The organism is Achromobacter spanius (assembly GCF_002812705.1).
In the GTDB taxonomy this organism is placed as follows: Bacteria; Pseudomonadota; Gammaproteobacteria; order Burkholderiales; family Burkholderiaceae_B; genus Achromobacter; species Achromobacter spanius.
In genome coordinates this window covers 2097446-2124261 of sequence record NZ_CP025030.1, presented here as the reverse complement: position 1 = coordinate 2124261, position 26816 = coordinate 2097446, and the positions used below count along the sequence as shown (strand labels likewise).

At 64.3% G+C, this 26816-nt stretch carries 23 protein-coding genes; 15 read left to right on the top strand and 8 right to left on the bottom strand.

Annotated elements, in window-relative coordinates:
- Window positions 1-264: 264 nt before the first annotated feature.
- Genes CVS48_RS09655 through CVS48_RS09635 form a run of 5 tightly spaced genes read left to right on the top strand, consistent with a single transcriptional unit; the run spans window position 265 to window position 6066 of the window.
- Window positions 265-1041: a maleate cis-trans isomerase family protein gene (locus tag CVS48_RS09655; RefSeq protein ID WP_050445660.1), complete on the top strand. Its 777-nt coding sequence runs from the start codon at window positions 265-267 to the stop codon at window positions 1039-1041.
- On the top strand, window positions 1038-1874 hold the full coding sequence (locus tag CVS48_RS09650) for an alpha/beta fold hydrolase (protein ID WP_100854254.1): 837 nt from the start codon (window positions 1038-1040) through the stop codon (window positions 1872-1874). Before CVS48_RS09655 ends, CVS48_RS09650 begins: the two co-directional genes overlap by 4 nt.
- Window positions 1875-1913: 39 nt before the next feature.
- Complete coding sequence (locus CVS48_RS09645; RefSeq protein WP_100854253.1) at window positions 1914-2987, top strand: 2,5-dihydroxypyridine 5,6-dioxygenase NicX family protein; 1074 nt, start codon at window positions 1914-1916, stop codon at window positions 2985-2987.
- On the top strand, window positions 2984-3670 hold the full coding sequence (locus CVS48_RS09640; RefSeq protein WP_100854252.1) for an isochorismatase family protein: 687 nt from the start codon (window positions 2984-2986) through the stop codon (window positions 3668-3670). Before CVS48_RS09645 ends, CVS48_RS09640 begins: the two co-directional genes overlap by 4 nt.
- Before the next feature lie 41 nt (window positions 3671-3711).
- The gene (locus CVS48_RS09635) at window positions 3712-6066 is read left to right on the top strand and encodes a xanthine dehydrogenase family protein molybdopterin-binding subunit (protein WP_100854251.1); all 2355 of its coding nucleotides are present in this window, start codon (window positions 3712-3714) and stop codon (window positions 6064-6066) included.
- 85 nt (window positions 6067-6151) lie between these two features.
- Here the strand turns inward: CVS48_RS09635 and CVS48_RS09630 are convergent, their stop codons facing one another.
- From CVS48_RS09630 to CVS48_RS09620, 3 genes are read right to left on the bottom strand one after another with little or no spacing between them, the layout of a single operon-like run.
- Window positions 6152-6697 (bottom strand): GAF domain-containing protein, encoded by a 546-nt coding sequence (locus CVS48_RS09630; protein ID WP_100854250.1) that lies wholly within the window; start codon window positions 6695-6697, stop codon window positions 6152-6154.
- Window positions 6697-8049, bottom strand: coding sequence for an MFS transporter (locus CVS48_RS09625; protein WP_100854249.1), 1353 nt, complete (start codon window positions 8047-8049; stop codon window positions 6697-6699). Before CVS48_RS09625 ends, CVS48_RS09630 begins: the two co-directional genes overlap by 1 nt.
- 34 nt (window positions 8050-8083) lie before the next feature.
- Complete coding sequence (locus tag CVS48_RS09620) at window positions 8084-9313, bottom strand: metal-dependent hydrolase family protein (RefSeq protein WP_100854248.1); 1230 nt, start codon at window positions 9311-9313, stop codon at window positions 8084-8086.
- Between the two features lie 204 nt (window positions 9314-9517).
- Between CVS48_RS09620 and CVS48_RS09615 the strand changes: the two genes are divergently transcribed.
- Window positions 9518-10462 carry a LysR substrate-binding domain-containing protein gene (locus tag CVS48_RS09615; RefSeq protein WP_100854247.1) on the top strand — a complete coding sequence of 315 codons (945 nt, stop codon included), beginning with the start codon at window positions 9518-9520 and terminating at the stop codon, window positions 10460-10462.
- Window positions 10463-10484: 22 nt separating this feature from the next.
- Here the strand turns inward: CVS48_RS09615 and CVS48_RS09610 are convergent, their stop codons facing one another.
- On the bottom strand, window positions 10485-11615 hold the full coding sequence (locus CVS48_RS09610) for an FUSC family protein (RefSeq protein ID WP_100854246.1): 1131 nt from the start codon (window positions 11613-11615) through the stop codon (window positions 10485-10487).
- Between the two features lie 165 nt (window positions 11616-11780).
- Here CVS48_RS09610 and CVS48_RS09605 point away from each other — a divergent pair, with 165 nt between their 5' ends.
- The 6 genes from CVS48_RS09605 to CVS48_RS09580 all read left to right on the top strand — a co-directional run bounded on the left by CVS48_RS09605 (window position 11781) and on the right by CVS48_RS09580 (window position 18961).
- Complete coding sequence (locus tag CVS48_RS09605) at window positions 11781-12797, top strand: amino acid ABC transporter substrate-binding protein (RefSeq protein ID WP_100854245.1); 1017 nt, start codon at window positions 11781-11783, stop codon at window positions 12795-12797.
- A 284-nt stretch (window positions 12798-13081) separates the two neighbouring features.
- A complete protein-coding gene (locus CVS48_RS09600) occupies window positions 13082-15217 on the top strand; it encodes an ATP-dependent helicase (protein ID WP_100854244.1) in 2136 nt (711 codons plus the stop codon).
- Window positions 15218-15390: 173 nt separating this feature from the next.
- Window positions 15391-15672 (top strand): peptidylprolyl isomerase, encoded by a 282-nt coding sequence (locus CVS48_RS09595; protein ID WP_050445647.1) that lies wholly within the window; start codon window positions 15391-15393, stop codon window positions 15670-15672.
- Between the two features lie 279 nt (window positions 15673-15951).
- A complete protein-coding gene (gene kce / locus CVS48_RS09590; protein ID WP_100854243.1) occupies window positions 15952-16887 on the top strand; it encodes a 3,5-dioxohexanoate:acetyl-CoA acetone transferase in 936 nt (311 codons plus the stop codon).
- 44 nt (window positions 16888-16931) lie between these two features.
- Window positions 16932-18131, top strand: coding sequence for an ABC transporter substrate-binding protein (locus CVS48_RS09585; protein WP_100854242.1), 1200 nt, complete (start codon window positions 16932-16934; stop codon window positions 18129-18131).
- 26 nt (window positions 18132-18157) lie between these two features.
- Window positions 18158-18961, top strand: coding sequence for an SDR family oxidoreductase (locus CVS48_RS09580; RefSeq protein ID WP_100854241.1), 804 nt, complete (start codon window positions 18158-18160; stop codon window positions 18959-18961).
- A 40-nt stretch (window positions 18962-19001) separates the two neighbouring features.
- Here CVS48_RS09580 and CVS48_RS09575 read toward each other — a convergent pair whose 3' ends face one another.
- Together CVS48_RS09575 and CVS48_RS09570 are read right to left on the bottom strand one after the other, a co-directional pair.
- The gene (locus CVS48_RS09575; RefSeq protein ID WP_100854240.1) at window positions 19002-19931 is read right to left on the bottom strand and encodes a LysR family transcriptional regulator; all 930 of its coding nucleotides are present in this window, start codon (window positions 19929-19931) and stop codon (window positions 19002-19004) included.
- A 4-nt stretch (window positions 19932-19935) separates the two neighbouring features.
- On the bottom strand, window positions 19936-21423 hold the full coding sequence (locus CVS48_RS09570) for a DUF1254 domain-containing protein (protein WP_100854239.1): 1488 nt from the start codon (window positions 21421-21423) through the stop codon (window positions 19936-19938).
- A 151-nt stretch (window positions 21424-21574) separates the two neighbouring features.
- Between CVS48_RS09570 and CVS48_RS09565 the strand changes: the two genes are divergently transcribed.
- Entirely contained in the window at window positions 21575-22165 is a 591-nt protein-coding gene (locus tag CVS48_RS09565; protein WP_100854238.1) for a hypothetical protein, read from the top strand.
- Here CVS48_RS09565 and CVS48_RS09560 read toward each other — a convergent pair.
- Both CVS48_RS09560 and CVS48_RS09555 read right to left on the bottom strand, forming a co-directional pair.
- Complete coding sequence (locus CVS48_RS09560; RefSeq protein ID WP_100854237.1) at window positions 22131-22673, bottom strand: ureidoglycolate lyase; 543 nt, start codon at window positions 22671-22673, stop codon at window positions 22131-22133. The genes CVS48_RS09565 and CVS48_RS09560 overlap by 35 nt on opposite strands.
- Window positions 22670-22909 carry an Arm DNA-binding domain-containing protein gene (locus CVS48_RS09555; RefSeq protein ID WP_100854236.1) on the bottom strand — a complete coding sequence of 80 codons (240 nt, stop codon included), beginning with the start codon at window positions 22907-22909 and terminating at the stop codon, window positions 22670-22672. The genes CVS48_RS09560 and CVS48_RS09555 overlap by 4 nt, the downstream gene beginning before the upstream one ends.
- 160 nt (window positions 22910-23069) lie before the next feature.
- On the opposite strand from CVS48_RS09555, the gene CVS48_RS09550 reads away from it, so the two are divergent.
- Window positions 23070-23450 (top strand): cupin domain-containing protein, encoded by a 381-nt coding sequence (locus CVS48_RS09550; protein ID WP_100857581.1) that lies wholly within the window; start codon window positions 23070-23072, stop codon window positions 23448-23450.
- Between the two features lie 233 nt (window positions 23451-23683).
- Window positions 23684-26815 carry a WG repeat-containing protein gene (locus CVS48_RS09545; protein ID WP_100854235.1) on the top strand — a complete coding sequence of 1044 codons (3132 nt, stop codon included), beginning with the start codon at window positions 23684-23686 and terminating at the stop codon, window positions 26813-26815.
- The last annotated feature ends 1 nt before the right edge of the window (window position 26816 follow it).

The window sequence follows — 26816 nt, the reverse complement described above, 5'->3', positions numbered from 1 at the left end:
CTCCTTGCTGGATGGTGAAAGACTGGGAAAGCGAATTCTTGAAAATTATGACGTACACGCTTAATTTATGGACACAGAAATTTTCGATCCAAGCGTAAACCCCAAGACGCGCCACCAAAACAGTGCATAGATTTCACAACATTAGGTGAAAACCACTACGGAAACCGGGCTGGTCATCTGCGTCGCTCTTTGCAAGAATAGAGCGTATACGCTTCTTTTGAATTTATCGAAAACCCTAGGCCCGCCCCTTTTCAAGGCTTCTCCATGACGAAGACATTCCGAATCGGCCAGATCGTTCCCAGTTCCAACACCACGATGGAAACCGAAGTGCCCGCCATGCTGACGGCGCACTCCTCGCTACGCCCCAGTGACCGCTTTACTTTCCATTCCAGCCGCATGCGCATGAAGAAGGTGCAAAAGGAAGAGCTGGCCGCCATGGACGCCGAAAGCGATCGCTGCGCGCTGGAACTCAGCGATGCGCGCGTCGACGTGCTGGGCTACGCCTGCCTGGTGGCCATCATGGCCATGGGGCGCGGCTACCACCGCGTGTCGCAAAAGCGCCTGACCGAGCGCACCGCTGAAAACGGCGCGTCGGCGCCCGTCATCACCAGCGCCGGCGCGCTGGTCGACGCGTTGCACGTCATGGGCGCCAAGAAGATTGCGCTGGTGGCGCCCTACATGATTCCGCTGACCGAACTCGTCATGGATTACATCGCCGCCGAAGGGTTTGAAATCGTGGACTGGCGCGCGCTGGAAATTCCCGACAACCTGGACGTGGGCCGCCACGACCCCGCCAAGCTGCCCGGCATCGTCGCCGGCATGAACGTGGCCGACGCCGATGTGATCGTGCTGTCCGCCTGCGTGCAAATGCCGTCGCTGCCCGCCGTCTCGCAAGTGGAAGCCGAAACCGGCAAGCCCGTGCTCACTGCCTCCATCGCCACCACCTACGCCATCCTGAAGGAACTGGGCATGGACCCGGTGGTACCCGGCGCCGGCGCCCTGCTCTCGGGCGCTTACCCCTATTCCAGGAACGCACAATGACCCAAGCCGCCAGCACCTACCTCTATGGCGGCCACGTGCACGCCAACGGCATCCGCCAGCACTACCTGCGCTACGGCGGCACGGCGGGCGAACGCGCCGGCCGCCCCGCCGTCATCTTGATTCCCGGCATCACCAGCCCCGCGGTTACCTGGGGCTTTGTGGCCGAACATCTGGGCCGCCAGTTCGACACCTATGTGCTGGACGTGCGCGGCCGGGGCTTGTCGGCTTCCGGCCCCGAGCTGGACTACGGGCTGGACGCGCAAGCCGCCGACGTCACGGCGTTTGCGCAGGCGCTAGGGTTGTCGAAATACGCGCTGGTGGGCCATTCCATGGGCGGGCGCATCGCCGTGCGCGCCGCGCGCAGCCAACCTGAAGGCCTGGCGCGTCTGGTCATCGTGGACCCGCCCGTCTCCGGCCCGGGCCGCCGCGCCTACCCGGCCAACCTGGCGTGGTACGTGGATTCCATCCGACAAGCCACGCACGGCATGACCGCCGAAGCCATGCTGGCCTTCTGCCCCACCTGGACCGAAGCCCAGCGCCAATTGCGCGCACAATGGCTGCACACCTGCTTTGAACCCGCCATCGTGCAGAGCTTTGAAGACTTTGGCCGCGACGACATCCATGCCGACCTGCCCGCCATCAAGATTCCGTTGCTGTTGATGACCGCCGAAAAAGGCGGCGTCGTGGGCGACGACGATGTGGCCGAATGGCAGGGCCTGGCGCCGCAGACGCAGCACGTGCGCGTGCCCGGCGCGGGCCACATGATTCCGTGGGACAACGAAGCCGGCTTCTACGCGGCCTTTGGCGACTTCCTTGGCAGCAAGGTCGACTGACACGCCTTTTCCTCAATCCGCTGATTCAAGGAGCCCGCCATGTCCGTCAGCGATATCGATTTGATCCACGCCTGGAAGCAGGTGCTGACGCTGTCCCGACTTGAAGCCGGGCAGATCGTCACCGTGTTGACCGGGGCCGACACGCATCCGCAAACACTGCGCTGCGCGATCGCCGCCGCCACTGACCTCGGCGCGCGCGTCAACCGGCTGGACCTGCCGCCCGTCAACGCCGAAAAATCCATCAGCCGCGACGCGCTGGCCTACCTGGGCGCCACCCCGCTGACGGGCAACCCCGCCGCCATCGCCGCGCTGAATGCCAGCGACCTGGTGCTGGACCTGATGACGCTGCTGTTCTCGCCCGAGCAGCACGAGATCTTGCAGACCGGCACCAAGATCCTGCTGGCCATCGAGCCGCCCGAAGTGCTGTGCCGCCTGGTGCCCACCGAGGCGGACCGTGCGCGCGTGCAGGCCGCCGCGCGTCGGATTGAAGCGTCCAAGCAAATGCACATCACGTCGGCGGCCGGCACCGATCTGCGCTGCGAACTGGGCGAATTCCCCGCCATATCCGAATACGGTTTCGTGGACGAACCCGGCCGCTGGGACCACTGGCCCAGCGGCTTCGTGCTGACCTGGCCCAACGAAGGCCACAGCAATGGCCGTGTGGTGCTGGACCGGGGAGACATCCTGCTGCCCATGAAAGACTACGTGACCGACCCCATCGAACTGGTCATTGAAAACGGCTACGTCACCCGCATCAACGGCGGCTTGCAGGCCGACATCCTGAAGGAATACATGGCGGCGTACGAAGACCCCGAAGCCTATGCGGTGTCGCACATCGGCTGGGGCCTGCAACCGCGCGCGCAGTGGTCGATGCTGGCGCACTACAACAAGGAAGCGCACATCGGCATGGACGCGCGCGCCTTCGAGGGCAATTTCCTGTGGTCCATGGGCCCCAACAATGAAGCGGGCGGCAGCCGCACCACCGCCTGCCACATCGACATCCCCATGCGCCATTGCAGCGTGGCGCTGGACGGCCAGGCGGTCGTGACGCGCGGCGTGGTGCAAGACGAATCCGGCCTGGCGCACGCCGCCCGCCGCAAGGACAGCAAATGAACGCCTCGACCCAAACCATACCCACCGACGCCGTCACGGGCGATATCTCCGCGTATTCGCGCCAGGGCTTCGGCACGCCGTTGCCGCTCAAAGCGCCCTTTGGCTTGTTGATCGTGGACTTCGTGAACGGCTTTGCCGACCCCGCCGTGCTGGGCGGCGGCAACATCCCGGAAGCCATCGCGCAAACGCGCCACTTGCTGGCCCACGCGCGCGCCCAGGGATGGCCGGTGGCGCACAGCCGCATCGTGTTCTCGGACGACGATGCCGACAGCAATATCTTCTGCCTGAAGGTGCCCGCCATGCTGGCCCTGAAAGAGCACAGCCACAACAGCGCCATCGTGCCCGAACTGGCCCCCGCGCCCGGCGAATACGTGGTGCGCAAGAGCACCCCGTCCGCCTTCTTCGGCACCATGCTGGCGCCCTGGTTGGCACAGCGCGGCGTGCAGACCTTGCTGGTGGCGGGCTGCGTCACCAGCGGCTGCGTGCGCGCCAGCGTGGTGGACGCCATGCAGGCAGGTTTTCGGCCCTTGGTGGTAGCCGACTGCTGCGGCGACCGCGCCCTGGGTCCGCACGACGCCAACCTGTTCGACATGGCGCAGAAGTACGCCGCCGTCATGCCCTTGGACCATGCGCTGGCCGAGACCCGCGCCTTGGTGGATGCCCCACTGCCGGCCGCCCGCTAACGGCGACATAATCACCCACCGGTCCGAACCCTGCTCCTGTCATGCCCCTGCCCCCGCCCCACCACCTGCCTGACGCGCTGCTCGCTCACCCCGACGCCCTGCTCGTGGTGCGCGAGCCCTCGGCGCCGCCCAAGCCGGCGCCGGGTCAGCCGGGCAGCGCGTCGGATTACGTGCAGGCCACGCCCGAGATCTTCATCGCCATCGTGCGCGACGCCGGCCTGGTGGCGGGCGACACGCCATCGCCCGGCTGGCGCGTGCTGGCCTTCAACGGCCACGTGGACCTGGGCACGGGCATCCGCACGTCGCTGGCGCAGATCGTTGCCGAAGAGCTGGACGTGCCGCTGTCGCGCCTGGACATGGTGCTGGGTCATACCAGCGCCGCGCCCAATCAGGGCCCGACCATCGCCAGCGCCAGCATCCAGATCTCCGCCGTGCCCTTGCGCCGCGCCGCCGCGCAGGCACGTGAGCATTTGCTGATGCTGGCGGCGCGGCAATGGAACCTGCCACGTGATGCGGTGCAAGTGCGCGATGGCGTGGTGCGGCCCATCACGCGTTCCGAGGTGCAGCCTGAAATGCGGCCTGGGCCCCAGCTTGCTGCGCAGCCCACCCCCGACGATGACGCACGCCAACTGCATTACGGCCAGTTGCTGGCCGGCCAGCACATCCGGCTAACCCTGGCGCCGCCAGACCAAGCCGTTCCGTTGAAACCCGCCAGCGCATACCGCATCGTCGGCCAAGGCGTGGCGCGCGTGGACATCCCCGCCAAAGCCACCGGCGAACTCAGCTTTGTGCATGACGTGCGCGTGCCCGGCATGCGCCACGGCCGCGTGGTGCGCCCGCCGCATCCGGGCCGCGACGCCGGCAGCTTCATCGGCCATTGCCTGATCGACGTGGACCGCCAATCCGTCGCGCATCTGCCCGGCAACGTGCAGGTAGTGGTGCAAGGCGACTTCGTTGGCGTGGTGGCCGACCGTGAAGAACAGGCCATTGCCGCCATGCGTGCGCTGAAGGTGCGCTGGAAGCCCGTACCGCCCGCCCCCCAACTCGACGATCTGGCCACCGCCATCCGCGCCAACCCCGCCCAAGCCCGGCCCCTGATCGAAGAAGGCGATGTGGACGCCGCCTGCGCGCAGGCCGCCACGCACTTGCGCCGCAGCTACGTCTGGCCCTACCAGATGCATGCGTCCATAGGCCCCTCTTGCGCCGTGGCCGACTTTTCTGACGGCCGGCTCACCGTGTGGACCGGCACGCAGAACCCGCACATGCTGCGCACCGATCTGGACCGGCTGCTGAACCTGGGCGAAGGCCAGATCGACCTGGTCCGTCTGGAAGCCGCCGGCTGCTATGGCCGCAATTGCGCGGACGACGTCTGCGCCGACGCCGCCCTGCTGTCCATGGCCGTGGGCGCGCCCGTGCGCGTGCAGCTCACGCGCGAACAAGAACACCAATGGGAACCCAAGGGCACCGGGCAGTTGATGGACGTGGCCGCCGCCATCGACCCGCAAGGCGAGCTGCTGGCGGTGGACTTCGCCGTGCGCTACCCGTCCAACGATGCGCCGCTTTTGGCGCTGTTATTGACGGGCACCGTCTCCGGCGAGCCGCGCACACTGGAAATGGGCGATCGCACCGCCGCGCCGCCCTACCGCTACAAAAGCCGCCGCGTGGTCTGCCACGACATGCCGCCGCTGGTGCGCTCGTCGTGGTTGCGCGGTGTGTCGGCCTTGCCCAATTCCTTCGCGCATGACTGCATGATCGACGAACTGGCCGAGGCCGCGGGCGCCGACCCGGTCGACTATCGCGTGCGCAACCTGGACGATGCACGCGCCATCGCATTGATAGAAGCCACGGCCGCGCGAGCGCAGTGGCGCGCAGGTACGCGCGGCAGCCGTGGCAAGCCGGATGCCGATGGCCGCTTGCACGGTCGCGGCCTCGCCTACGCACGCTATGTGCACAGCAAGTTTCCTGGCTTTGGGGCCGCCTGGGCCGCCTGGGTCATCGACCTGTGCGTGGACCCGGCCACGGGGCGTGTGCGCGTGGAACGGATAGTGGTTGGCCAGGACACCGGCATGATCGTCAACCCGGACGGCGTGCGCCACCAGATTCACGGCAACGTCATCCAGACGCTCAGCCGCTGCCTGCTGGAAAAGGTGGTCTTTGATGAAGCGGGTGTCGCCAGCCGCGAATGGGGTGGCTACCCCATCATCGGCTTCAAGGATGTGCCTGCCATTGACGTCTTGCTGATGCCGCGCCAAGACGAGCCGCCCATGGGCGCGGGGGAATCCGCATCCGTGCCCGGCCCCGCCGCCATCGCCAACGCCCTGTTCGACGCCACCGGCAAGCGCTTCTATGAAGCGCCCTTCACGCCGGAAGCCGTACGCGCCGTGCTCGCGACCTGACGAAGGACGCAGGCCACCGGAACATAGGCCGCCTGGACGCAGGCCGCCTGAGCGCAGGCCGCCTGAGCGCAGGCCGCCCGAACGCCTAGACGCTATCCAGCCCCGCCCGGTCCACCGCTGCCGCCGCCGCTTGCGCGGCCTGCATTTCCTCGATGAAGACCGGCGCGCACAATCCAGAGATCAGCGCAGCCAGATCCCGATCAGCATGGTCATACGCCTTGCGGCCGGCCAGCAGGTTCAGCGAACCGATCACCCGGCCCTGATAGCGCACCGGAATATTGAACGCGGAATGCAGGCCGCGCTCGATCAGCATGGACGCTTCGGAAAACACCGAGCGCACATCGTCCTCGTTGCTGGCCACGTACAACTGACCTTGTTCCAGCACATGGCGCGACCACGGCCCGTTGCCCGTGGCCTTGAAGCCGCCCAGCGGGCTGATGCTTTCATCGGAGGTGTACAGCCGTTTCATCAGCCGATGTTCTTCCAGATACAGCAAGGCGGTGAATAGCTGGTGCCCGAAGGCTTCTTCCAGCAAGGCCGATACCACCTGCCATTGCGCGGCGCGGTCACCGGCTTGCGCCAAGGCGCGCGCATGCGCCGCCCAGGGCGCCAACGTGGATGCTTGCGTCATCAGTGAATCGCCTCAAGTACCACGCCGCGCGTGTTCTTGCCGAAGAACAGAATTCCCAGCCCGCCCACCATCAAGATGGCCGTCATCATGGCGAACACGCCGGCAAAGCCCAGCACCGGATACGCCACGCCCACAATGGTGGGCGATGCAATCGACCCAATTCGCGCAAAGGCCGATGCCGCGCCCATGCCGGTTGCCCGGATCGAGGTCGGGTAGATCTCGGCGGTGTAGGTGTACTGGCCGGCAATCACGCCGTTCATGCCGAACGACAGCAGCATGCTCAGCATGATGATCTGCTGCTCGCCGCTGGCCAGCGCCAGGCCCAGCGCCGACAGGCACGACAACAGCATGTACGCCAGAATCGTGTACTTGCGGCCGATCTTGTCGTTGAAATACGCGGCGGAGAAATAGCCGGGAATCTGCGACAGGTAGATCAGGATGGTGTACGAAAAGCTCTTGGTAATGGTGAAGCCGCGCTCGACCAGCAGGCTGGGAATCCACACCAGGAAGGCGTAGTAGCAGAACAGCACGGTGATCCAGAACACCCACACCAGCACCGTGGTGCCCAGATAGGTTTTCGAGAACAGGGACGTCAGCTTTTCCATCGCGCTTTGCGGGTTTTCCGCGGCGGTGGCGGCACGGCGCGTGGCAACGGGCTTGGGCAAGGGACGGCCCAGCTTCTGCTCCACTTCGGCTTCAATGGCCGAGCAGATGCGGTCGGCTTCGGCGGTTTGACCAGTGTGCTCCAGCCAACGCGGCGATTCGAACAGCGACTTGCGCCACCACAGCAGGAACACCACCGGCACCGAGGCGATGATCATGATCCAGCGCCAGCCGTCGTCGCTCATGGGCACAATGAAGTACCCCAGCAACGCCGACATCACAAAGCCGAACGAGAAGAAGCCCGCCAGCGCGCCCGTAAAGCGGCCACGGTATTTGCTGCTGACGAATTCCGCCAGATACGGCGCAATGATGGCGCCTTCCGCGCCCATGCCGATGCCCGCGATCATGCGCAGGATGTAGAACTCGTGATAGTTGCGAGCGAAGGCGTTGAAGAACGTGGCCACGCAGAACAGCAGCAAGGCCCACATCATGATCTTCTTGCGGCCGTAGCGGTCGCCCAGAATGCCCGAGAACAGCGCGCCCACCAGGAAGCCCACGTAGGTGCTGCTGGCGATCCAGCCGATCTCGCCGGTGGACAGGCCCCATTGCGTGCGCAACGACGGGATGATGAACGCGATGATGCCGGCGTCCAGCGCTTCAAACGCCAGGCCCAGGCCGCCGATCATCAGCAAGCGGAAATGGAAGCTGGAAAACGGTAGCCGCTCCAGGCGGTCCGATACGGAATACATGATGAAGATTTCCGGAAGTAAGAGTGAAAGAACGTCAGCAGGCGTTCTTGTGCAACAAGCCGCGGTTCATGATCAGCTTGATGGAGTCGGGCTGGGTCAGCAGGGAAATGTCATCCAGCGGGTTGCCGTCGACCAGCAGCAGGTCGGCATGCGCGCCTACGCACACTTCGCCCAGCAAGCCTTGCTGGTTCAGGATTTCGGCGCCGATCAAGGTCGCCTGCTGAATCACCTTGGCGTTGCCCAGCACGCGGGCGCGCAGGGTCAGTTCGTCGGCTTGCATGTAGTGGGTTTCGCCCAGCAGGTCGCTGCCGTAACCCATCTTCACGCCGACGTCGTCCAGGATCTCAAGCGCCGTCAGGCCTTGCGTGCGCACGGTGGCAATCTTTTTCACCGAGTCCAGCGGCAGGCCATAGCGTTCGCCGTCGTTGGCCAGCCCTTCGTAGGTGATCAGCGTGGGCACCATGTACGCGCCGTGCTCTTTCATGACCTCGGCGGCCTCGCGGTCGACCAGGTTGCCGTGTTCGATGGTGCGAACACCACAACGCACCGCGCGCATGATGGCGCGCGGCGTGTAGGCATGCGCCATCACATACGTGTTGGCGTTGCTGGCCTCTTCCACAATGGCCAGCAGTTCGGCTTCGGAAAACCCCAGGTTCTGAATCGGATCATTCGGCGAGGCCACGCCGCCGGACGCCATGACCTTGATCTGCGTCGCGCCCTTCAGGATTTCTTCGCGCACCGCCAAACGGCAGTTGTCCACGCCATCCACCACGCGGCCGATATTGCCGATCTTGACCGAGCAAGGGCAGGGGTCCAGTTCATCGTTGCGCTGGCGGAAGTCGCCATGGCCGCCCGTCTGCGACAGGGCCTTGCCCGCGCAGAAGAGGCGCGGGCCGTCGATCACGCCGTCCAGCACGGCTTGCGCCAAGGCCCAATCGGCCCCGCCGGCATCACGCACGCTGGTAAAGCCCCGGTCCAGCATGCCCTGCATGATGGGCAGTGCGCGCAACAGCGCCAGGGCATTGGGCAAGGCCGCCACGCGGCCCAGGTTGAACGACGACGCCACCACGTGCACGTGGCAGTCGATCATGCCCGGCATCAGCGTCATGCCCTTGGCGTCCACCACCTCGGCGTCCGGCACGGTCAGCTCGTCGGCGCTGATGCGAGTGATCATTCCGTCTTCGATCAACACATTCGCCGCGGCTTCCAGGGCCAACGATCGGGTATTCAAGATCTTGCAATTCTTAACAACAACCGGCTTCATATATAAATCACGCTATTCGTTCAACATGCAGGAAATTCAGCATGGCGAACTCTACCGGTACAATCCAAACGTCCGATACCGGGTCTCCCCTTAGGCGTTCGACACAAATTTGAACAGCCTTATGAGCTTTACTCATACCCCCCTTTTCTTGTCAGTCGACTCAGCCCCATCGTCATGAGACGCCGCTGCCCCACTCTCTCTGAATTGAATGCGTTCACCGCGGCGGCGCGCCACTTGTCGTTTTCGAAGGCGGGCAAGGAACTGTTCGTGACGCAAAGCGCCATCAGCCGGCATATCGCCACGCTGGAAAGCTATCTGGGCCACGCGCTGTTCATCCGCGCCACCAACGGGCTGCAACTGACCCGCATGGGCGCCACCTACCTCAGCTTGATCCGGCCCGCGCTGCACACGCTGGAAAGCGCCACCTCGCAAGTCATGGCCACGCAGCAGTCGGCCAAATCGCTGAACGTATCGGCCGCGCCTACGTTCGCCGCGCAGTGGCTGTTTCCCCGCTTGAAGACGTTTCGCGAATTCAATCCCGATATCTCGATCAATTTCGTGCGCTACAGCGTGGCCGATTACAAAAGCACCGAACTGGATTTCGATGCGTCCATTCAATATGGCTACGGGGATTGGCACGATGGCGACGCCAAGTATCTGACCGGCCGCGAGACCCGCCTGGTGTGCTCACGCGAGTATCTGGAACAGCACCCCATCGGCAGCCTGGAAGACATCAAGCAGTGCACGCTGTTGCAGCACATCGAGATTCCGCTGTCTTGGGAATATTGGTTTTCCACGTATCTCGGTGATTATGACCGCGCGCGTTTCGGCCCCGGGTTCAATCTGTTTTCGATGATTATCCAGGCGGCCTCATCGGGCTTTGGCGTAGCGTTGATGCCGCATTGCCTGATCGAAAAGGAATTGGCCACGGGGCAGTTGGTGGATGTGTTCGACCGCACGTTCGAAAGCCCGCTGGGCTACTACCTCTGCGCGCCGAACTGGCGCAGCAATATGGAAAGCTATGACCGCCTGAGCCAATGGCTGTCGCATGAGTGTTTGCATGCGGCGGCGCTGGAAGGCATGCCGGCGCAAGCGGCCAAGCCCGCTTTGGATTGCCCTTATTGCGTGGCGGGCGGATCACCCGACTAGTTCACGGTCTTGGTTCATCCCTTTAGTTCACACGATTGGGCAGCACCGCACGCATCCACCGGCTTAATCGCGGCCGAATGCGCTGGTTATGCAATAGCACCGCACCCAGCACACCGATGAACGCGCCAATCACCGTATCCACAAAGCGCGCCTCGATCACCTCGGCGGGATAGCCCTGCCCCAGATGCGGCGCTTCCGCCAGAAATATCGTCAACGGGGTAATCAGCGCCACGGCGCTGGCATAGTGCCGGACCACCAGGGTTTCAATCCCGAACGACAGCGCCATCATCACGGCGGCCAACGTCCACACGTTCAGCGGCAAACTCAATAAAGCCCACGCCACGCACAAGCCCAACGCCGTACCCAGTATCCGGTGCAGTTGACGGTTCCACGCCGCCCAAAGGCTTGCCCCCTGGATAATCGCCAGGCAACTGACCGGCACCCAGTACGGGCGCGGCAGTTGCAGCAGTTCGGCCACTAATAAGGAGATACCCACGAACAGGCCGATGATGACCGAGTCGTACACCACAAAATCAAACGTGGGCTTGGGCAAGGGCGTATCGGGCGGTGGCGGCGCCACCCGCGTCATGTGCAGGCAATAGGCAAAGGCCACCAGGCAAGCCACCAAACAACCCAGCGCCACCATGCCTACCCGCATCGGCACATCCTCGATGCTGCCGGGCGTGTACGCCGCAATCGCGGTTGCCATGATGAAGAACAAGCTGCCCGGCGGCCCCAGCCGATAGCAGCGGCACACCATGTTCACCAGCATGGCAATCAGGGTCAGCGCCGCGATCGTGGCCGTGGGCCAGAGCTGCGTCAGCGCGCCCACCGCAAAGCAGGCCACCATGCCGAAGGACGCGGCCAGCAGCATCATCATCCGTTGCTGCAAGGACGCATTGGGCAGGCTAAGAAACACCATGCCGCCCAGGCTGGACATCAGGCCATAATCCATGCGGCCAAAATACGCGCCCACCATCAAGGGCAGGCCGGAAGACAGGGCCGCCGCCAGCGGCATCTCCCAACGCCGGTCGCTGGTATTGACGCGGATCAGTTCACGCCATGTGCCCTGCACCTGCTGCTTGACGAAGGCGCGGCCGGGTCGGCGTCGGTCATCGCCGTCTGCCTTTTTTTCTTGGTCTTTCTCGTTCATCCATCGCCCCTCTGTCGGCCTGGCAGCGATTATCCCTCCAAAATTCCGCCCAGTGGATTTAACGGGAATTCCCTGATATTCCCGCCCAGGCGCCATGGCTACCATTCCGCGCACCTCGGCTTACCGGCCGACAGAATACCTATGCGCCCATCGCGCGGAGACACCATGAAAGCACTCAAACACGTTGCGGCAGGCACCGCCTTACTTCTTTCGTCCTGGGCCGCCACGGCCGGCGTGACTTTCGACAGCGTCAAGAGCAAAGGCTTTGTCCAGTGCGGCGTCTCGACCGGCGTGGCCGGCTTCTCGGTCAATGACAGCAAGGGCGGCTGGGTCGGCCTGGACGTGGACCTGTGCCGCGCGCTGGCCATCACCATGTTCGGCGACCCCGCCAAATCCAAGATCATGGCCGTCAGCGCCGTGCAGCGCTTCACCGCCTTGCAGTCGGGTGAAGTCGACGTGCTGCCGCGCAACACCACGCTATCGCTCACCCGCGACACCACGCTGGGCTTGATCGGCGTGGGCGTCAACTTCTACGACAGCCAGGGCATCATGGTGAACAAGTCCCTGAACGTGAAAAGCGCCAAGGAACTGGACGGCGCCACCGTGTGCGTGCAGCCCGGCACCACCACGGAGTTGAATCTGGCCGACTGGTTCCGGTCGCAAAACATCGTCTTCAAGCCGGTGGTGGTGGAACGCCTGGACGAGATCATCCGCGCCTTCGCGGTTGGACGCTGCGACGCCTTCACCGGCGACAAGTCGCAACTGGCGGCCGCGCGCAGCAATCTGGACAACCCGGGCCAGTACGACATCCTGCCCGAGAACTTCTCGAAAGAGCCGCTGGGCCCCATGGTGCGCCAGGGCGACGAGCAATGGTTCAACGTGGTGCGCTGGACCATGTTCGCCATGCTGGAAGCCGAGGAATACGGCGTCACGTCCAAGAACGTGGACGAGATGCTGAAAAGCACCAACCCCAACGTGCAGCGCCTGCTGGGCGTGACGCCCGGCATGGGCAAGAACCTGGGCGTGGACGACAAGTGGGCCTACAACATCATCAAGCACATCGGCAACTACGGCGAGAGCTTTGAAAAGAACCTGGGACCCAGCAGCCCGCTGAAGCTGTCGCGCGGCCTGAATGCGTCGTACCGCGATGGCGGCTTGATGTACGGGTGGCCGGTGCGCTGATCGGGTTTCAGGCGGGGGTGGAGCCTCGGCTTGATATGGGCTTGATCGAGGCTCAATCTGGGCTGTAGTCTGGGCTCAACCTGGGCCTGATCCAGGCCGGACTTGGGCCGGTTTCCGGGTTCGACCCCACGCTTGGCTCCGGGCTTGCTCCCCTTTTTCGGCCTGAACGGCCGGCGGGCGCTTCATGCGCCGGCCGGCCGTTTTCATTGGACGGAGCCGGCTGATGGAATCGGTACACTGGCGTCTGCCCCTGCGACATTCCTGCTCGCGCCTTTTCCGCCTAGATGACGACAAACTCCCCTGCCCCCCAGTTCTTCCCCGCCGGCTTCGTGCCCACTGAAGAACAGAGCCGGATCCAGACCTCGCGGAGCCGGACCAGCCTAGTCATCGCCAACGCGGGCGCCGCCAAGACCACCACGCTGGCCCTGCGCATCGGCGAAGCGCTGACGCGCGGCCTGCCGCCCGAAGACATCCTGGCGCTGACCTTCACCGACGAAGCCCGCCAGGTGCTGCAAACGCGCTTGGTGGACGTGGGCATCGCCTACAACACGGCGCGGCGCGTCAACGTGCTGACGGTTGAAGAGTATGCGCAGCGGGTATTGGCCAAGGTCGAAGACGGCAAGCCCGAGCCCCTGCCGTCCACGCGCGAACAACAAAGCTACGCGCTGTTTGCGCTGGAAAACGTAGCGGCGAATAACCCGCAATACGCCGACCTGCTGGACATCCGCACGCACAACACCGCCGTCAGCCAGTTCCTGGACAACCTGCTGAAGCTCAAAGCCACGATGCGGATCGCGCCGGATGACGGGGCCGATGCGCTGTTCATTGCGGAAAGCGCGGGCGTGACCATTACCGACTATCTTTGGGCCGTTGAATACGAAAAGCAGCGCGTTGACGTCTTCGGCTACGTGGACGCCCGGGGCTTTTTCGACGCCACGTATGACTTGGCGCGCCTGCTGCGATCCGCGTCTGACCCGCGCGACGTGCTGGCCCCCTACAAGCTGGTTCTCGTCGACGAATTGCACGACATCAACGAAGCATCGTTCTGCATTATCGAAGCGCTGTTGAACGTGGACGTCACCTACTTCGTGGGCGTGGGCGACAAAGACCAGGTGATCTACTCCCACCTGGGCGCCGACGAATCTTTCCTGCAAACCCGCATCCGCACCAGCTTCCCCGATTGCGCGAACTTCCCGCTGACGATGACCTACCGCCACGGCCCGCATCTGGCCTACGCGATGGAAGCCTTCAAGCAAAAGCCGGTGGATTCCAACCTGCCGCTGCGCACCGAGATTCACGAAGCCACCTACGCCGACACCCCGGGCGACTGCGGTGCACAAGTCGTCAAGGCCATCTTGCAATGGAAGCAGGGCCGCAAACCGCTGGACCAGTGCTGCGTCTTGCTGCGCGACGCGCATCAATCCATCGAAATCGAAAACGCCCTGATGAACGCCGGCGTGCCCTACCGCACGCTGACGATGAAGAGCTACCTGCTGCGCGAAGAAATCCTGTTCCTGCGCGGCATGCTGGCCATTGCGCTGGACGACTTCCATCACGTGGCCGCACCCGCCACGCGCGAGGCCATCGTCGACGCCCTGACCACCTTCGCCGAAGTGCCGCTGACGCCCAAGGAACTGCAAGAGGCGCAGACGACGCTGGCAAAAGAACCGTCCGCGCTTAAGCACTTTTTTACCGGCCAGATCCAGCGCGTCGGCAGCCCCGCCGCCCGCGCCCGCATCTCGGAAGCCGTGGAGCATCTGCGCGCGCTATCCACCGACAGCCCCGCTTACCAAGCCCTGGAAACGGTGCGCGACCTGATGGACATGGACAAGGTCGCCAAGCGCCTGTACGTGCATCCCTATGAAGCGTCCGTCGTCACCCGCTCGGTCAACGGCTTCATCGCCTCGGCCAAGATGTCGGGCAAGACCCTGCGCGAATTCTCGGAATGGATCGGCGCGGCAGAAGCGTTTGTTGGCGCACGGCCCGGTAAGAACACGGTGCAGATGGACTGCATCGTCAATGTCAAAGGCAAGGAATTCGAACACGTCATCCTGCCGTTCATGGACGCCGACGCGTTTCCCGATCCGCTGCGCAAAGCGGGGGAAGAAGAGAACTTGTTCTATGTGGCGGCAACACGCACCAAGTCGCGCCTGACCTTGGTGTCTTCGGAAGACCCCGCGCGACGCAGTGCGTTCATCGCGCGGATGCAATTGGCGGCGACGCAGAAGCGCGCGGATACGGCGCTACGCCGAAACCTGGCCGCGCCCGTCAAGGCGGTGGGGCACCGCGACTTGAAGGTCGCGTATGCGAACCGGGCTGTGGTGAAGGCGCTAGGCGCGCAATGGGACAAGACGCGCAAGGTTTGGTATGTGCCTAGCGGGGTGGATCTGGAGCCGTTTCGGGAGTGGTTGGCGGAATGAAGAGATGGGCAAAGACATGGCGCAGGGGTGCCACAGGGATGACGCCGGTCAACGTAACTGAACGTTAATGACCGCAATATGGCCGTCTTGAAAGCCAGTTTATGATGGCACCGTAGTGAGCACGCCCAAATGCGTTACTCTCCCCTCCCCAATCTATTCCGCAAGGAGCCCTCATGGCACAAGCCTCCGCCCGTCACATCCTCGTTTCCACCGAAGCCAAGTGCAACGAACTCAAGACCGCCATTGAAAACGGCGCTGACTTTGCCCAAGTCGCCAAGGAAAACTCCAGCTGCCCGTCGAGCCGTGACGGTGGCAACCTGGGTACCTTTGGCCCGGGCCAGATGGTCAAGGAATTCGATACCGTCGTGTTCAGCGCGCCGGTTGGTGAAGTTCAAGGCCCGGTGAAGACCCAGTTCGGTTATCACCTGGTTGAAGTGACCAGCCGCCAGGACTAAGTCCCGCCGCTGCACGCAAAAAGGCCGCCGCCAGGGGAAACCCGGCGGCGGCTTTTTTGCGTCTGGGCGCGGGCCGGCGCTTAGCCTCATCCCAACCGGCGGCAGGCGCCAGGATCACGCTGCGCCGCAGCACCGGAAACCGTATCAGTTGATAATTTCTGTTCAGGTGACAAGGGCAATGCCCTGCGACAGAATGGGCCGCACCCGGAGGAGACAGCCGGGGCCACGATAAAACGTCATACGTAAACGTCAGACCTCAACGTCATACGTCCAAGGCCCATGAAAAAACCCAAGAGCAATGTGATCATCACGTGCGCCATTACCGGTTCGGTGCATACGCCGTCGATGTCGCCCTACCTGCCTATAACCCCAGACGAGATCGCGCAATCGGCATTGGATGCCGCTGAGGCAGGCGCGGCCATCGTGCATTTGCACGCGCGCGATCCCCAGACGGGCAGGCCCACGCAGGACCCGGCGCTGTACGCGCAGTTTCTGCCGCGCATCAAGGCGCAAAGCGATGTGGTCGTCAATATCACCACCGGCGGTTCGCCCGTGCTGCCGGTCAGCGAACGCATGTTGCCGGCCACGCAATTCAAGCCGGAGGTTGCCTCGCTGAACATGGGGTCGATGAACTTCGGCATGTATGAATTGCTGGAACGTTTCAAAGACTTCAAGCACGACTGGGAACGCCCCTATCTGGAAAGCAGCAACGATCTGGTGTTCAAGAATACGTTCAAGGATATCGAGCACATTCTGTCTTCGTGCAATGACAACGGCACGCGCTTCGAGATCGAGTGCTATGACATCGGGCACCTGTATACGGCGGCGCATTTTGTGGACAAGGGCTTGTTGAAGCCGCCGTTCTTGATTCAGTCCGTCTTCGGCATCCGGGGCGGCATCGGCACGCATCCCGAAGACGTGATGATGATGCGCCGCACGGCCGACCGGCTGTTTGGCGATGACTACCGCTGGTCGGTGCTGGCGGCGGGGCGCAAGCAGACGTCGCTTGCGACCATGGCGGCGACGATGGGCGGTTTTGTGCGGGTGGGGCTGGAAGATTCCTTGTGGGATGGTCCGGGCGAACTCGCGCAGTCGAATGCGGATCAGGTGCGCCGCATCCGCCGCATTCTTGAGGACTTGTCGCTGACCATCGCCACGCCCGACGAGGCGCGTCAGATTCTGCAACTGAAGGGCCGGGACAACGTCGCGTTCTGACGGCGGCACGGCAACAACAATCAAACCCCAGGCGGGAGACAAACATGAAAAAAATCTTGAACGCGGCAGTGGCGTCGGCCTTGCTGGCCATGGGCGGCGCAGCCATGGCCGACGACAACGTGATCCGTATCGGCTTCATTACCGACATGTCGGGCCTGTCGGCCGATGCCGACGGCCCGGGCGGGGCCGAAGCCATCAAGATGGCGGTGGCCGACATGGGCGGCGAGATCGCCGGCAAGAAGATTGAAGTGCTGGTGGCAGACCACCAGAACCGCGCCGACATCGCGTCGTCGCGCGCACGCGAATGGCTGGACCAGCGCGGCGTGGACATGCTGATCGCAGGCGCGAATTCAGCCGCCGCGCTGGCGATGGCGAAGGTGGCCGAAGAAAAGAAGACCCCCTTCTTCGTGGTGAGCGCGGGCGCGTCGGAACTGACCAACGCGCAGTGCACGCCGTACACGGTTCACTATGTGTACGACACGGTGTCGCTGTCGCGCGGCACGGCGCGCGCCATGCTGAAGGAAGGCAATAAGGACTGGTACTTCCTGACGGTGGACCACGCTTTCGGCCACGCGCTGGAGCGCGATGCATCGGCCGTGGTGCAGGCCAACGGCGGCCAGGTGAAGGGCCGCGTGCGCCATCCGCTGAACGCGGCGGACTTTTCGTCGTACATCTTGCAGGCGCAGGCTTCTGGCGCCACGGTGCTGGGGCTGGCCAACTCGGCCGCCGATACCAGCAACGCGGTCAAGGCCGCCGCCGAGTTCGGGCTGACGCCCAAGATGAAGATCGCGGGCCTGCTGGTGCTGATCACCGACATCCACGCGCTGGGCCTGGCGGCCGGGCAAGACATGTACCTGACCACCGCCTGGTACTGGGACCAGGACGATGCGTCGCGCAAGTGGGCGGCACGCTTTGAAGAGCGCATGAAGAAGAAGCCGTCGATGCTGCAAGCCGGCGACTACTCCGTCACCACCACCTACCTGAACGCGGTCAAGACCACCGGCACGACCGACGGCGAGACCATCATGAAGTGGGTGAAGTCCAACCCGGTAAACGACTTCTTCGTGAAGAACGCGACGGTGCGCGCCGACGGCCTGCTGGTGCACGACATGTATTTGATGCAGGTGAAAAAGCCTTCGGAATCCAAGGGCCCATGGGACTACTACAAGCTGATCGCGAAGATTCCGGGCGACGAGATCTATACGTCGCCGCAGGAATCCAAGTGCCGCCTGATGAAGCCATGACCCCTGCCCACGCCGAAGGAAACCGCATGAACCCGCAAGACTTGACCGCCCTGCCGGTGGACCTGAGCGGCCGCCGCGTCATCGTTACCGCCGGCGCGGCGGGCATCGGCGCGGCGCTGGCCGACGCCTTCGCCGAGCGCGGCGCGAATGTGCACGTTTGCGACGTGGACGAAGGCGCGCTGTTTGAATGCCGCCATGCCCACAGCCGCGCCGACGTGAGCCGCCGTGAAGACATCGACCGCTACATGGAGACAGCGCTGGCACATCTGGGCGGCCTGGACGTGCTGGTCAACAACGCCGGTATCGCCGGCCCCACCGCCCGCATCACCGACATCCAGCCGGAAGAGTTGGCCGCCACGCTGGACATCAACCTGGCGTCGCAATTCCACACGGTGCGGCACGCCGTGCCCGCGCTGCGCGAATCAGGCGGCGGCTCCATCATCAACATCAGTTCGGTGGCGGGCCGCATGGGGCTGCCCTTGCGCACACCCTACTCCGCCTCGAAATGGGGCGTGGTGGGGCTGACGCGGTCGCTGGCGGTGGAGCTGGGTGTTTACGGCATCCGCGCCAATGCCCTGCTACCCGGGCTGGTTGCCGGCCCGCGCATTGACCGCGTGATTGCCGCACGGGCGCGCGCGATGGGTCTGACGGTAGAAGAAGAAACCAAGCTGGAACTGGCGGGCGTCAGCCTGCGGCAGTTTGTACAGGGCGCCGACATCGCGAACATGGCGCTGTTCCTGGCCAGCCCGTTTGGGGCCATGATCAGCGGGCAGGCAATCAGCATCGACGGCGATCTGCAATCTTTGCCGTGGCAGCCGCCGGCTGATTGAGGCCCCGTGCGTTGGGGGGGAGGTGTGGCGGCGTGGTGGGTTACGCGATCAGTTGAATCGTGTCCTCGAACACGCCGGTGCGCCGCGCCTGGGCCGTGGCGTGCAAGGCGCCGAGCAGACGCTCGGCCAGATCCTGGCTCTGCGCTTCCTTGCGGGTGATCAGCACGAACTCAAACCACTGCCGCGACGCCAGTGGCACCGCGACGATGTCGGGGTAGACCGACACGATGTCCGACGCCGATATCGCGTTGACCAGGCTTACGCCCTTCACGGCGCGCACCGTGCCGGGCACCAAGGTCATATGCGCTTGCATGCCGGAGTCCAGCGCATCGGAATCGGCAATGTCGCCTTGCGCCACCACGTAGTCGGACCACAGCGGCTTGACGAAAGATTCGGGGGGAATGTCCGACACCGCCACCACGTCGCGCCGCGCCAAGGGGTGCTCACGGTGCGCGATCAGCATGACGTCGGTGCGCAGAAACGTCGTGAAATTCACGCGCGGGCTGTCGCGGCCCACCGCGCCCAGGCCGAAGTCGGCCCGCATGGTTTCCACCGCGCTGATGCACTGCACCGACGATTCCACGTCGATGGAAAACGGCCGCTTGCCGTGCTCGTCCAGGTGCCGCTTCACCGCTTCGGGCGCATACACCAGCGCCAACGCGGGCGACGAGGCCACGCGCAAGCCCCGCCCGCCAAACTTTTCAATGCTGTGCAGGGCTTCGTCGATGCGCACCAATTCGTCCAGCACGAACTTGGCTTCGGTGTACAGGTATTGCCCGGCTTCGGTGGGTCGCAGGGTCTTGTGCGACCGATCAAACAACTGCACGCCCGTGGCGGTTTCCAGCCGCGACACCGCATGGCTGATCGCGGGCTGCGTCAGGCTCATGACCTGCGCGGCCTGGCGGGTGGACCCGGTCATGACCACCGTATAAAAGATGCGCAGGTCGTGGATGTTGAAGTTGCGTTTCATGCCGCTATTGCGCCACCCGCTGTATTTCCGGCGTGACCCACTTGCCGTCCAACAGCGCCGGCTTAGGCCAGTAGTAGCGCAGGGTCACCATGAACGGCCCAGGCGGCGCGGGCAGCCAATTGGACTCTTTGCCCTTGCCGGGCGACTGCGACTGGATGTAGATCGTCAGCCCGCCATCGCGGTCTTTCTTCAGCGACGGCAGCATGGCGGAATTGATGAAATAGCGGTCGATCGGGTTGGGCGCCAGCAGTTGCTCGGGCAAGCGATACATCGTCATGGACCAGAACGCATTCACGGGCGGCAGGCTGCGTGGCGCAAAGCGCAGCGTGTACGCGTACCGGCCATCCAGCTCCTGGCCCCGGCTGTCTTTTTCCAGCACGGGGTACAGCGCCTCTTCGCGGCTGTTGGCGCCGATGCCGATCTGCGTACCGGTCGCGCGCGCCAGATAGTCGTTCTTGAGCTTGGCGCGGCTGCCGAACAGCCCATCGGTCTTGCCGGCCAGTGCGGTGCGGTTCTTGTCGATGTCGTTCTGCGCCGTATGCATGCCTTCCTGCAAGGCGCGGCGCAGGCGCGGGTCCAACTGATCAACGGGATACGCTTGGCCGGGCTTGATGCCGATGCTGCCAAGCCGTTCACGCAGCCATTTTTCCGTGGGATGGGTGGGCGCAAATTGCAGCAGAAAGGCCAGCTGGTTGTAGAACTCCAGCGACGTGCGCATCTCGCCGGGCGGCACAGGGGGAATCCATTCCACGGCGGCGGGCGCGGGCGGCGCGGGCCGCTTGGCAAAGGAAGACAGGGGTTGGATCTTGTAGCGCGCCTGGATGCGCTTGACGTTGTTCAGGTCGGCCGCATTGAACAACTGCGTGCGGCCCACCACGTTGACGAGTTCGGTTTCCGACTTGATCACTTTGGTGATGCCGCGCGGCACCTTGCCGTCCCAGCGCGGCCCCGCCACCAGGAAGTTGCCGCCGCCGTTGCCGGTTTCGCGGCTGCCGATGTAGGCGAAGTTGTAGGTGTACAAGTCCATCAGTTGCAGGACGAAGTACCGCCGCTTTTCGATCGGCGGCACGCTGATCACGACGGGTTCGGCACGCAGGTCCAGCATGGCGAAGGAATAAGGCGTGTCGGCATTCGGCGTGACGAACGCGGTGTCGTCTGGCGTGAAGACGCGCGCGATGTTGTTGAAGGTGTTGGGCGGGCCTTTGTACTGCGGGTTGTTCTTGTCCAGGTTGAAGGCGTACATGGTCTGGTAGCTGGCCACCATGGGGGTGCCGTAGAGATACGCTTCGCTGGCAATGCTGCGCGCTTGTTGCGCGGTGACGCCGTGGATGCCGACAGACTGCGACCCCGTGGCTTCGTCGGGCGACGTGAAGCTGCACCCGGCCAGGCTGGCCATCAGCAAGGGCGTGGCCAGCAGGGGTTTGGCCAGCAAGCCCGCAAGACGGCGGCGGGCCTTGAACGCAAAGCCGGTGCTACTCTGACGATCGCGCATAATTTGCTCCAACACCTGCATGTTGTTGGCAACGCCCTGTTGGCGGCAGCGTCGCGGTCAAGGACAGCAATTCCGCAGGGGATTCTGGCATATTTCCCGCCAATCAAGAAGGATCGGGATACCGCAGCCCAAAGAGAGAACATCCCCAGGCATGGACATCGACAGCAACTCTCCAGACCGCCCCTTGGGCGTTGACGCCAACGTGCGCGCCTCTGCGTACTACGTGCTGCAGGCCACGCACGCCTGCCGCCATTGCCGGCGTGCCACGCCCGTGTTCGCGCTGGCGCTGCCGCCCGAGCACGAGAGTACGGAAGCCGACATTGAGCTGGAAGAGGACGGCGACAGCTTGGGTCTTTCGCCGGACGCCTTCCACGACTGGCTCTTCAGCCCCGCGCAATGGCAGCGTATTGCCGGGCCGGCGCTGATCTCGCAGGTGGGGATGGTGGCGCAGTCAGTGGCCCACACGCTGAGCCAGACGGCGCCGGCGCTGCGGCCAGATCCCGAACGCCAAGGCCAATTGAGCAATTTTTGCGATCACTGCCAGCGCGCGGTATGGGAAGGCGACTTGTACCCGACCGTGGGCCAGGCCTTCTGCCCGACAGACGACGCCGCCGCCGCGCACATGACGGTGCACGCGGTGAACGCGCCCTTCGCGGCCTACGCCGCCATGATCTGGTCGGACAGCTATCGCAATAAATGGCCGCTGTTCAAGCGTCTTGGCGTGCAATGTTACGAGCCGTGATCGCCACGATGGCGCTTTCGGTGGCACGCGCATCGGTGTTCAGGTGCTGAATCAAGTCCAGCGTGGTGGAACGGCGGGTCAGCATCAGGCAGGTGACTTCGGCATCCACCACGCGCGTGGCGTGCCAGCACCCGGGCCGCATGCAAACGCCCTGCCCTTGCGGCACGCGAAAGGCGGCTAGCGTGGCCAGGTCAGGGCTGCCGTCGGCGTGGCTTTGCGCCACTACTTGAATGATGGTGCCGGTCAGCGGCACGATGGCCTGCTGCGTCAGCAGGTGCTTTTCCAGGTTGGCGATTTCCGGGGAAGCGCTACGGTAATTGACCCACAGCACTTCAGCATCGCCGCCCGCGCCGGTGTTGAACACGTGTTCCTGCCAGAAGTCCGTGGCGGGGTTGGAGAACAAGGGCACGCCGTTGCCATCCGGAATGGGCTTGCCCAACATCCAGCCATACGGCGTGAATGCCTGCGGCGTCAGATCATTGACTTCCAACTGCTGGTTGCTCGTCATGCAGAACCCTGTGATGGCTTGGGCGGCGTGCCGCGTTTGGGGAATTCGGCCGCGTAGTCGAAGTCGCCTCGGGCGATGGCTTCCAGGATGGCGGCGCGCCGATCGGCCGCGCGTTTCAAGTTGGCGGCCGTGGGCTTGACGCGGATGCGTTCAACGCAATGCCGGCCGTTATACATGAAGCCGATCTCGATGGACGATTCCGACGCGGGCCTGACCCCCTCGAACCCCTGGCTCATCGCCTTTCCCGTGGTGATTGCGAATGGGCGACATGATAATCGCCGGATATGCATCGTCCAAGCGCGGCTTGCCTGACCAATGCGGGCTAGCGTGGTTACGATGGCAGCAGGCCCTGCAAGGATGAACCCGCCAGGAACACCCCTATCAAGGATGCCCACCATGACGACTGATCTGTCATCGCATTATGTTCTGCTGGACGCCACCGGCGCCGCCGCCACGGTCAAGGGCGGCGACGAATTCTGGTCGCAGCCGCCCGAGGCGCTGGACCGGTTTGGCCGGGGCTGGCTGGTGTCTGAATACACCTTCGCCAATGACTGGCCACAATGGGAAATGCACCCCGAAGCGGACGAGATCGTGCGTTTGATGTCGGGCGCGGCCGAGCTGCATCTGGAATGGCCGACGGGCGTGCAAGTGGTGAAGATGCTGGCTGATGACGCCTACGTCATCCCCAAGGGCGCGTGGCATACCGTCAAGGTGGTCGAGCCCTGTCGCATGCTGCACATCACGATGGGCGCGGGCACGCAGCACCGGCCTGCGTAAGGTTTAACCGGGCGCGCCGACGGTACGGGCAACAGAAACAAGCCCTGCATGTGGCACGGGAAGGCGGAAAAGCGCCACCTGTTAACGCTTCGTTTTCTATCGTTACATTTACCCTTCTGTCCCCCGCTACGAGTGGTTACAGTGCTGCCTTCGCATATTCTGGCAAGGCATACGACCATGTGGCACGTCCGGCTTGGCTTTCCTCTTTTCGCGGCCCCTGTCCGCGCGTTCGCATGATGCGCGCCGCGATCAAGCCCTTGGCGCTGGCCGTGGCGCTGGCCTTGCCCGCCCTGCCCGATACGGCGCGTGCCGACTCCTGGTTGGACCAATGCACCACCAGCTACTACGGCCGAAACGAGGGCACGGTTTGCCATCAGTCCTTCAGCGAAGGCCTGGCGGCCGTGCTGACCGGATCGCGCAGCGACGAGGCCGGCGCCTGGGGCTATATCGACAAGCAAGGCCGCATGGCCATCGCACCCGCCTACGTGCACGCCTCGCCGTTTCAGAATGGCCTTGCCGCCGTCAGCCAGGGCCACTTGTGGGGCTATATCGACACCAAGGGCCAGTGGGTCATCAAGCCGCGCTACACCACGGCCACCGGCTTTAACGCCGAAGGCACCGCGCTGGTTGAAGACGACGAACACGATGTGCTGATCGACCGGCAGGGCAAGGTGGTGAAGACGTTCCCGCTGGGCACCCGCACCTGGGGCTTCATGCCCGGCCAGAAGGTGGCATCGATGGAGGTGCCCACGCCGCCCCGCCTGATCAATACCGCGACGGGCACGGCCACCGCGCTGCCCGAAGGCGTGATGATGCTGGCCGCGCCGTCGGCCGGCTACTTGCCCGCCCAGGCACGCGGGTCGCGCTATTCCGGCTGGTGGGGTTTGCTGGACGCGCAGGGCCGCTGGGCCGTGACGCCGCAGGTGCTGCGCTCGCGCGAAGCGCCGATGCGCGACGGTGACGTCGTGGCGGTGCGCCGTGAAAAAGATTGGACGTTCGTGGACCCACGCGGCGAAGCGATTTCGCAAGCAAGCTACGAGCGCGTGCAGTGGCTCGCGTCCGGCCTTTGGCTGGTGGCGGGCGAAGACGGCAAGTCCACTTTGCTGGACGCCAGGCTCAAGCCCGTGCATGCGTTCGCGACGTCGTACATGGGCGTTCAGCAACGCGACGGCTGGCGCTATCTGTCCGACGCATCGACGACGCTGTTGATCAGCCCCAACGGCACGGTGCAGAAACTGGCGATACGCGACGGCCGCGTCGACATCGTTCAGGGCCGGGCATGGGTTTATGGCATGCCGGTTGATACCGCCGCGAACGCCAGCGGCTCGGGCGAAGCCACGAGCAACGCGACAGACGATGAACCGCCCGTGGCGGTGGAAGCGTCGGACGGCAACGTGGATATCGCCGCCGACGCAATCGCCCCCGACGCGGTGGCCGACTCGGTTGGAACCTACGCGACCGACGCCTCCAAACCCGCCACGGATGTGGCGACGGCGGCGGTCGACACCGCGGCGGTCGACACCGCAGCGACCGCCGCCGCGACCGTCGTGACAGACGCCCCCGAGACGGCCGACGCCGGGCAAGCGGCGGCCGACGCGGAAGTGGCCGACACCCTTAGCGCGGATGACGCCGCGTCGCATACCGCCCTCGCGGTCAACGCCGAAGCTTCCCTCATGCAGGTGTACGCCGCTGACGGCAAGCCCTTGCTGGATGCAGATACCGGCATGCGCCTGCGCAGCTATGACGTCAGCGCGTTCTCTCCGGGCAAATCCGCCCAGCGAAGCCCCAGCAACCAGACCATGCCGCTGGCGCTCTTGCGCGATCTCAACGGCGCACGGCCCCTGGCCATCCTGACCGTCACGGGCAAGATCGTGTCGAACCCGCAATGGGAAAACATCAACACCTATGACGTGACGATGCCGCTGGTGGTGCGCGCCACGAACGATAAGGTGGGCGCCATCGACGGCCAGGGCGCATGGGCCGTGCCGCCTGACTATGACGACTTGCGCCCGTTCAAGGGCCCCTACACCTGGGCGCGCACCCGCGACATGCTGCGCAACGACGCTCTGCTGATCGATGCGCGCGGCAAACCGGTGCGCTTGCCGGATGACGTGAGCGCGGCGGCGTCCGAACTGGAAGGCGAGCTGCTGGTCTACCGCGCGGCGGACGACAACCGCCAACGCCGCTGGGGCCTGTGGAACGTGCGCCTGGGCGCGCCCGCGCTGAAGCCTGAATTTGACCGCATCGAGGAATTCGACGACGACTGGGTCCGCGTACAGGACAAGGGCCGCTGGGGCCTCGTCAACCGCCAGGGCCAGTGGGTCGTGCCGGCCACGCACGACAGCGCCTACAACATGGAATACCTGGGCAACGGCTTCATGCTGGTGAACGAGCCGGAAGGCAAGGGCCAGGCCGGCCGCTATGGCGACAGCCCGTACCGGATGGTCAACCTGCGCACCGGCAAGCGCAGCGACATCATCTTCGGCAAACCCGACAAGCTGCAAGGCGGCCGCTACATGGGCGAACTGGCCGACGGCAGCGCCGTGCTGTTCGACGCGCAAGGCCGCGCCACGAAAATCTCTGACGGCCGGCCGGAAAGCAAAGAGCAGCATGGCGACTGGCTGATCGTGCGCCAAGGCGAACGCGAAGGCGCCATCAACGCGCGCGGCCAACTGCAAGTGCCCGCGCTGTATGGCGAATTCAATCCCTTCTTCGTGCAACCCGAAGGTCTGGCGCGCGTCAATCTGGGTTCGGGTTACCGCGTCATCGATCAGCAGGGCAAGACCGTGCTGGAAAAGCACGGCGACGGCTTCCCGCTGGCGTCCATGCAGCGCGTGCTGTTCGAGGACGACCGCGCGTCCACCTCCGTGCTGACGGACCTGCAGGGCCGCGAGGTCGCGCGCCTGTCCAACCGCTTTCCGGTGGGCTACCAGCGCGCCAGCGAAGGCGTGGTGCCTTATAGCGAAAACTACGGCAAGCAAGGCTTCCTGAATGCAGCCGGCAAGCGCATCGTGGGCGCGCACTTCAGCGATCTGGGTGCGCTGAAGCACGGCCTGGCCCGGGCGCAACGCCTGGACCGTACGGGCAAGCTGTACGGCTACATCGACCTGAGCGGGCGCTACGTCATCCCGCCCGCATTCACGTGGGCGCAAGACTTCCAGGACGAACGCGCCATGGTGTTTCACGACTACCTGGTCGAATTCATCGACACACGCGGCAAAACCACCACCACCTTCGGCGTGCTGTGCGACCAGATCGTGATCTTCGACGAGGAAGAAAACCAGAGCTGGCCGCGCGAAGCTCTGAGCTGCCCTGATGCAGCGCGCATCGATCCCCCCGCCCTAGACACCGCCAAAGCAGAATGAC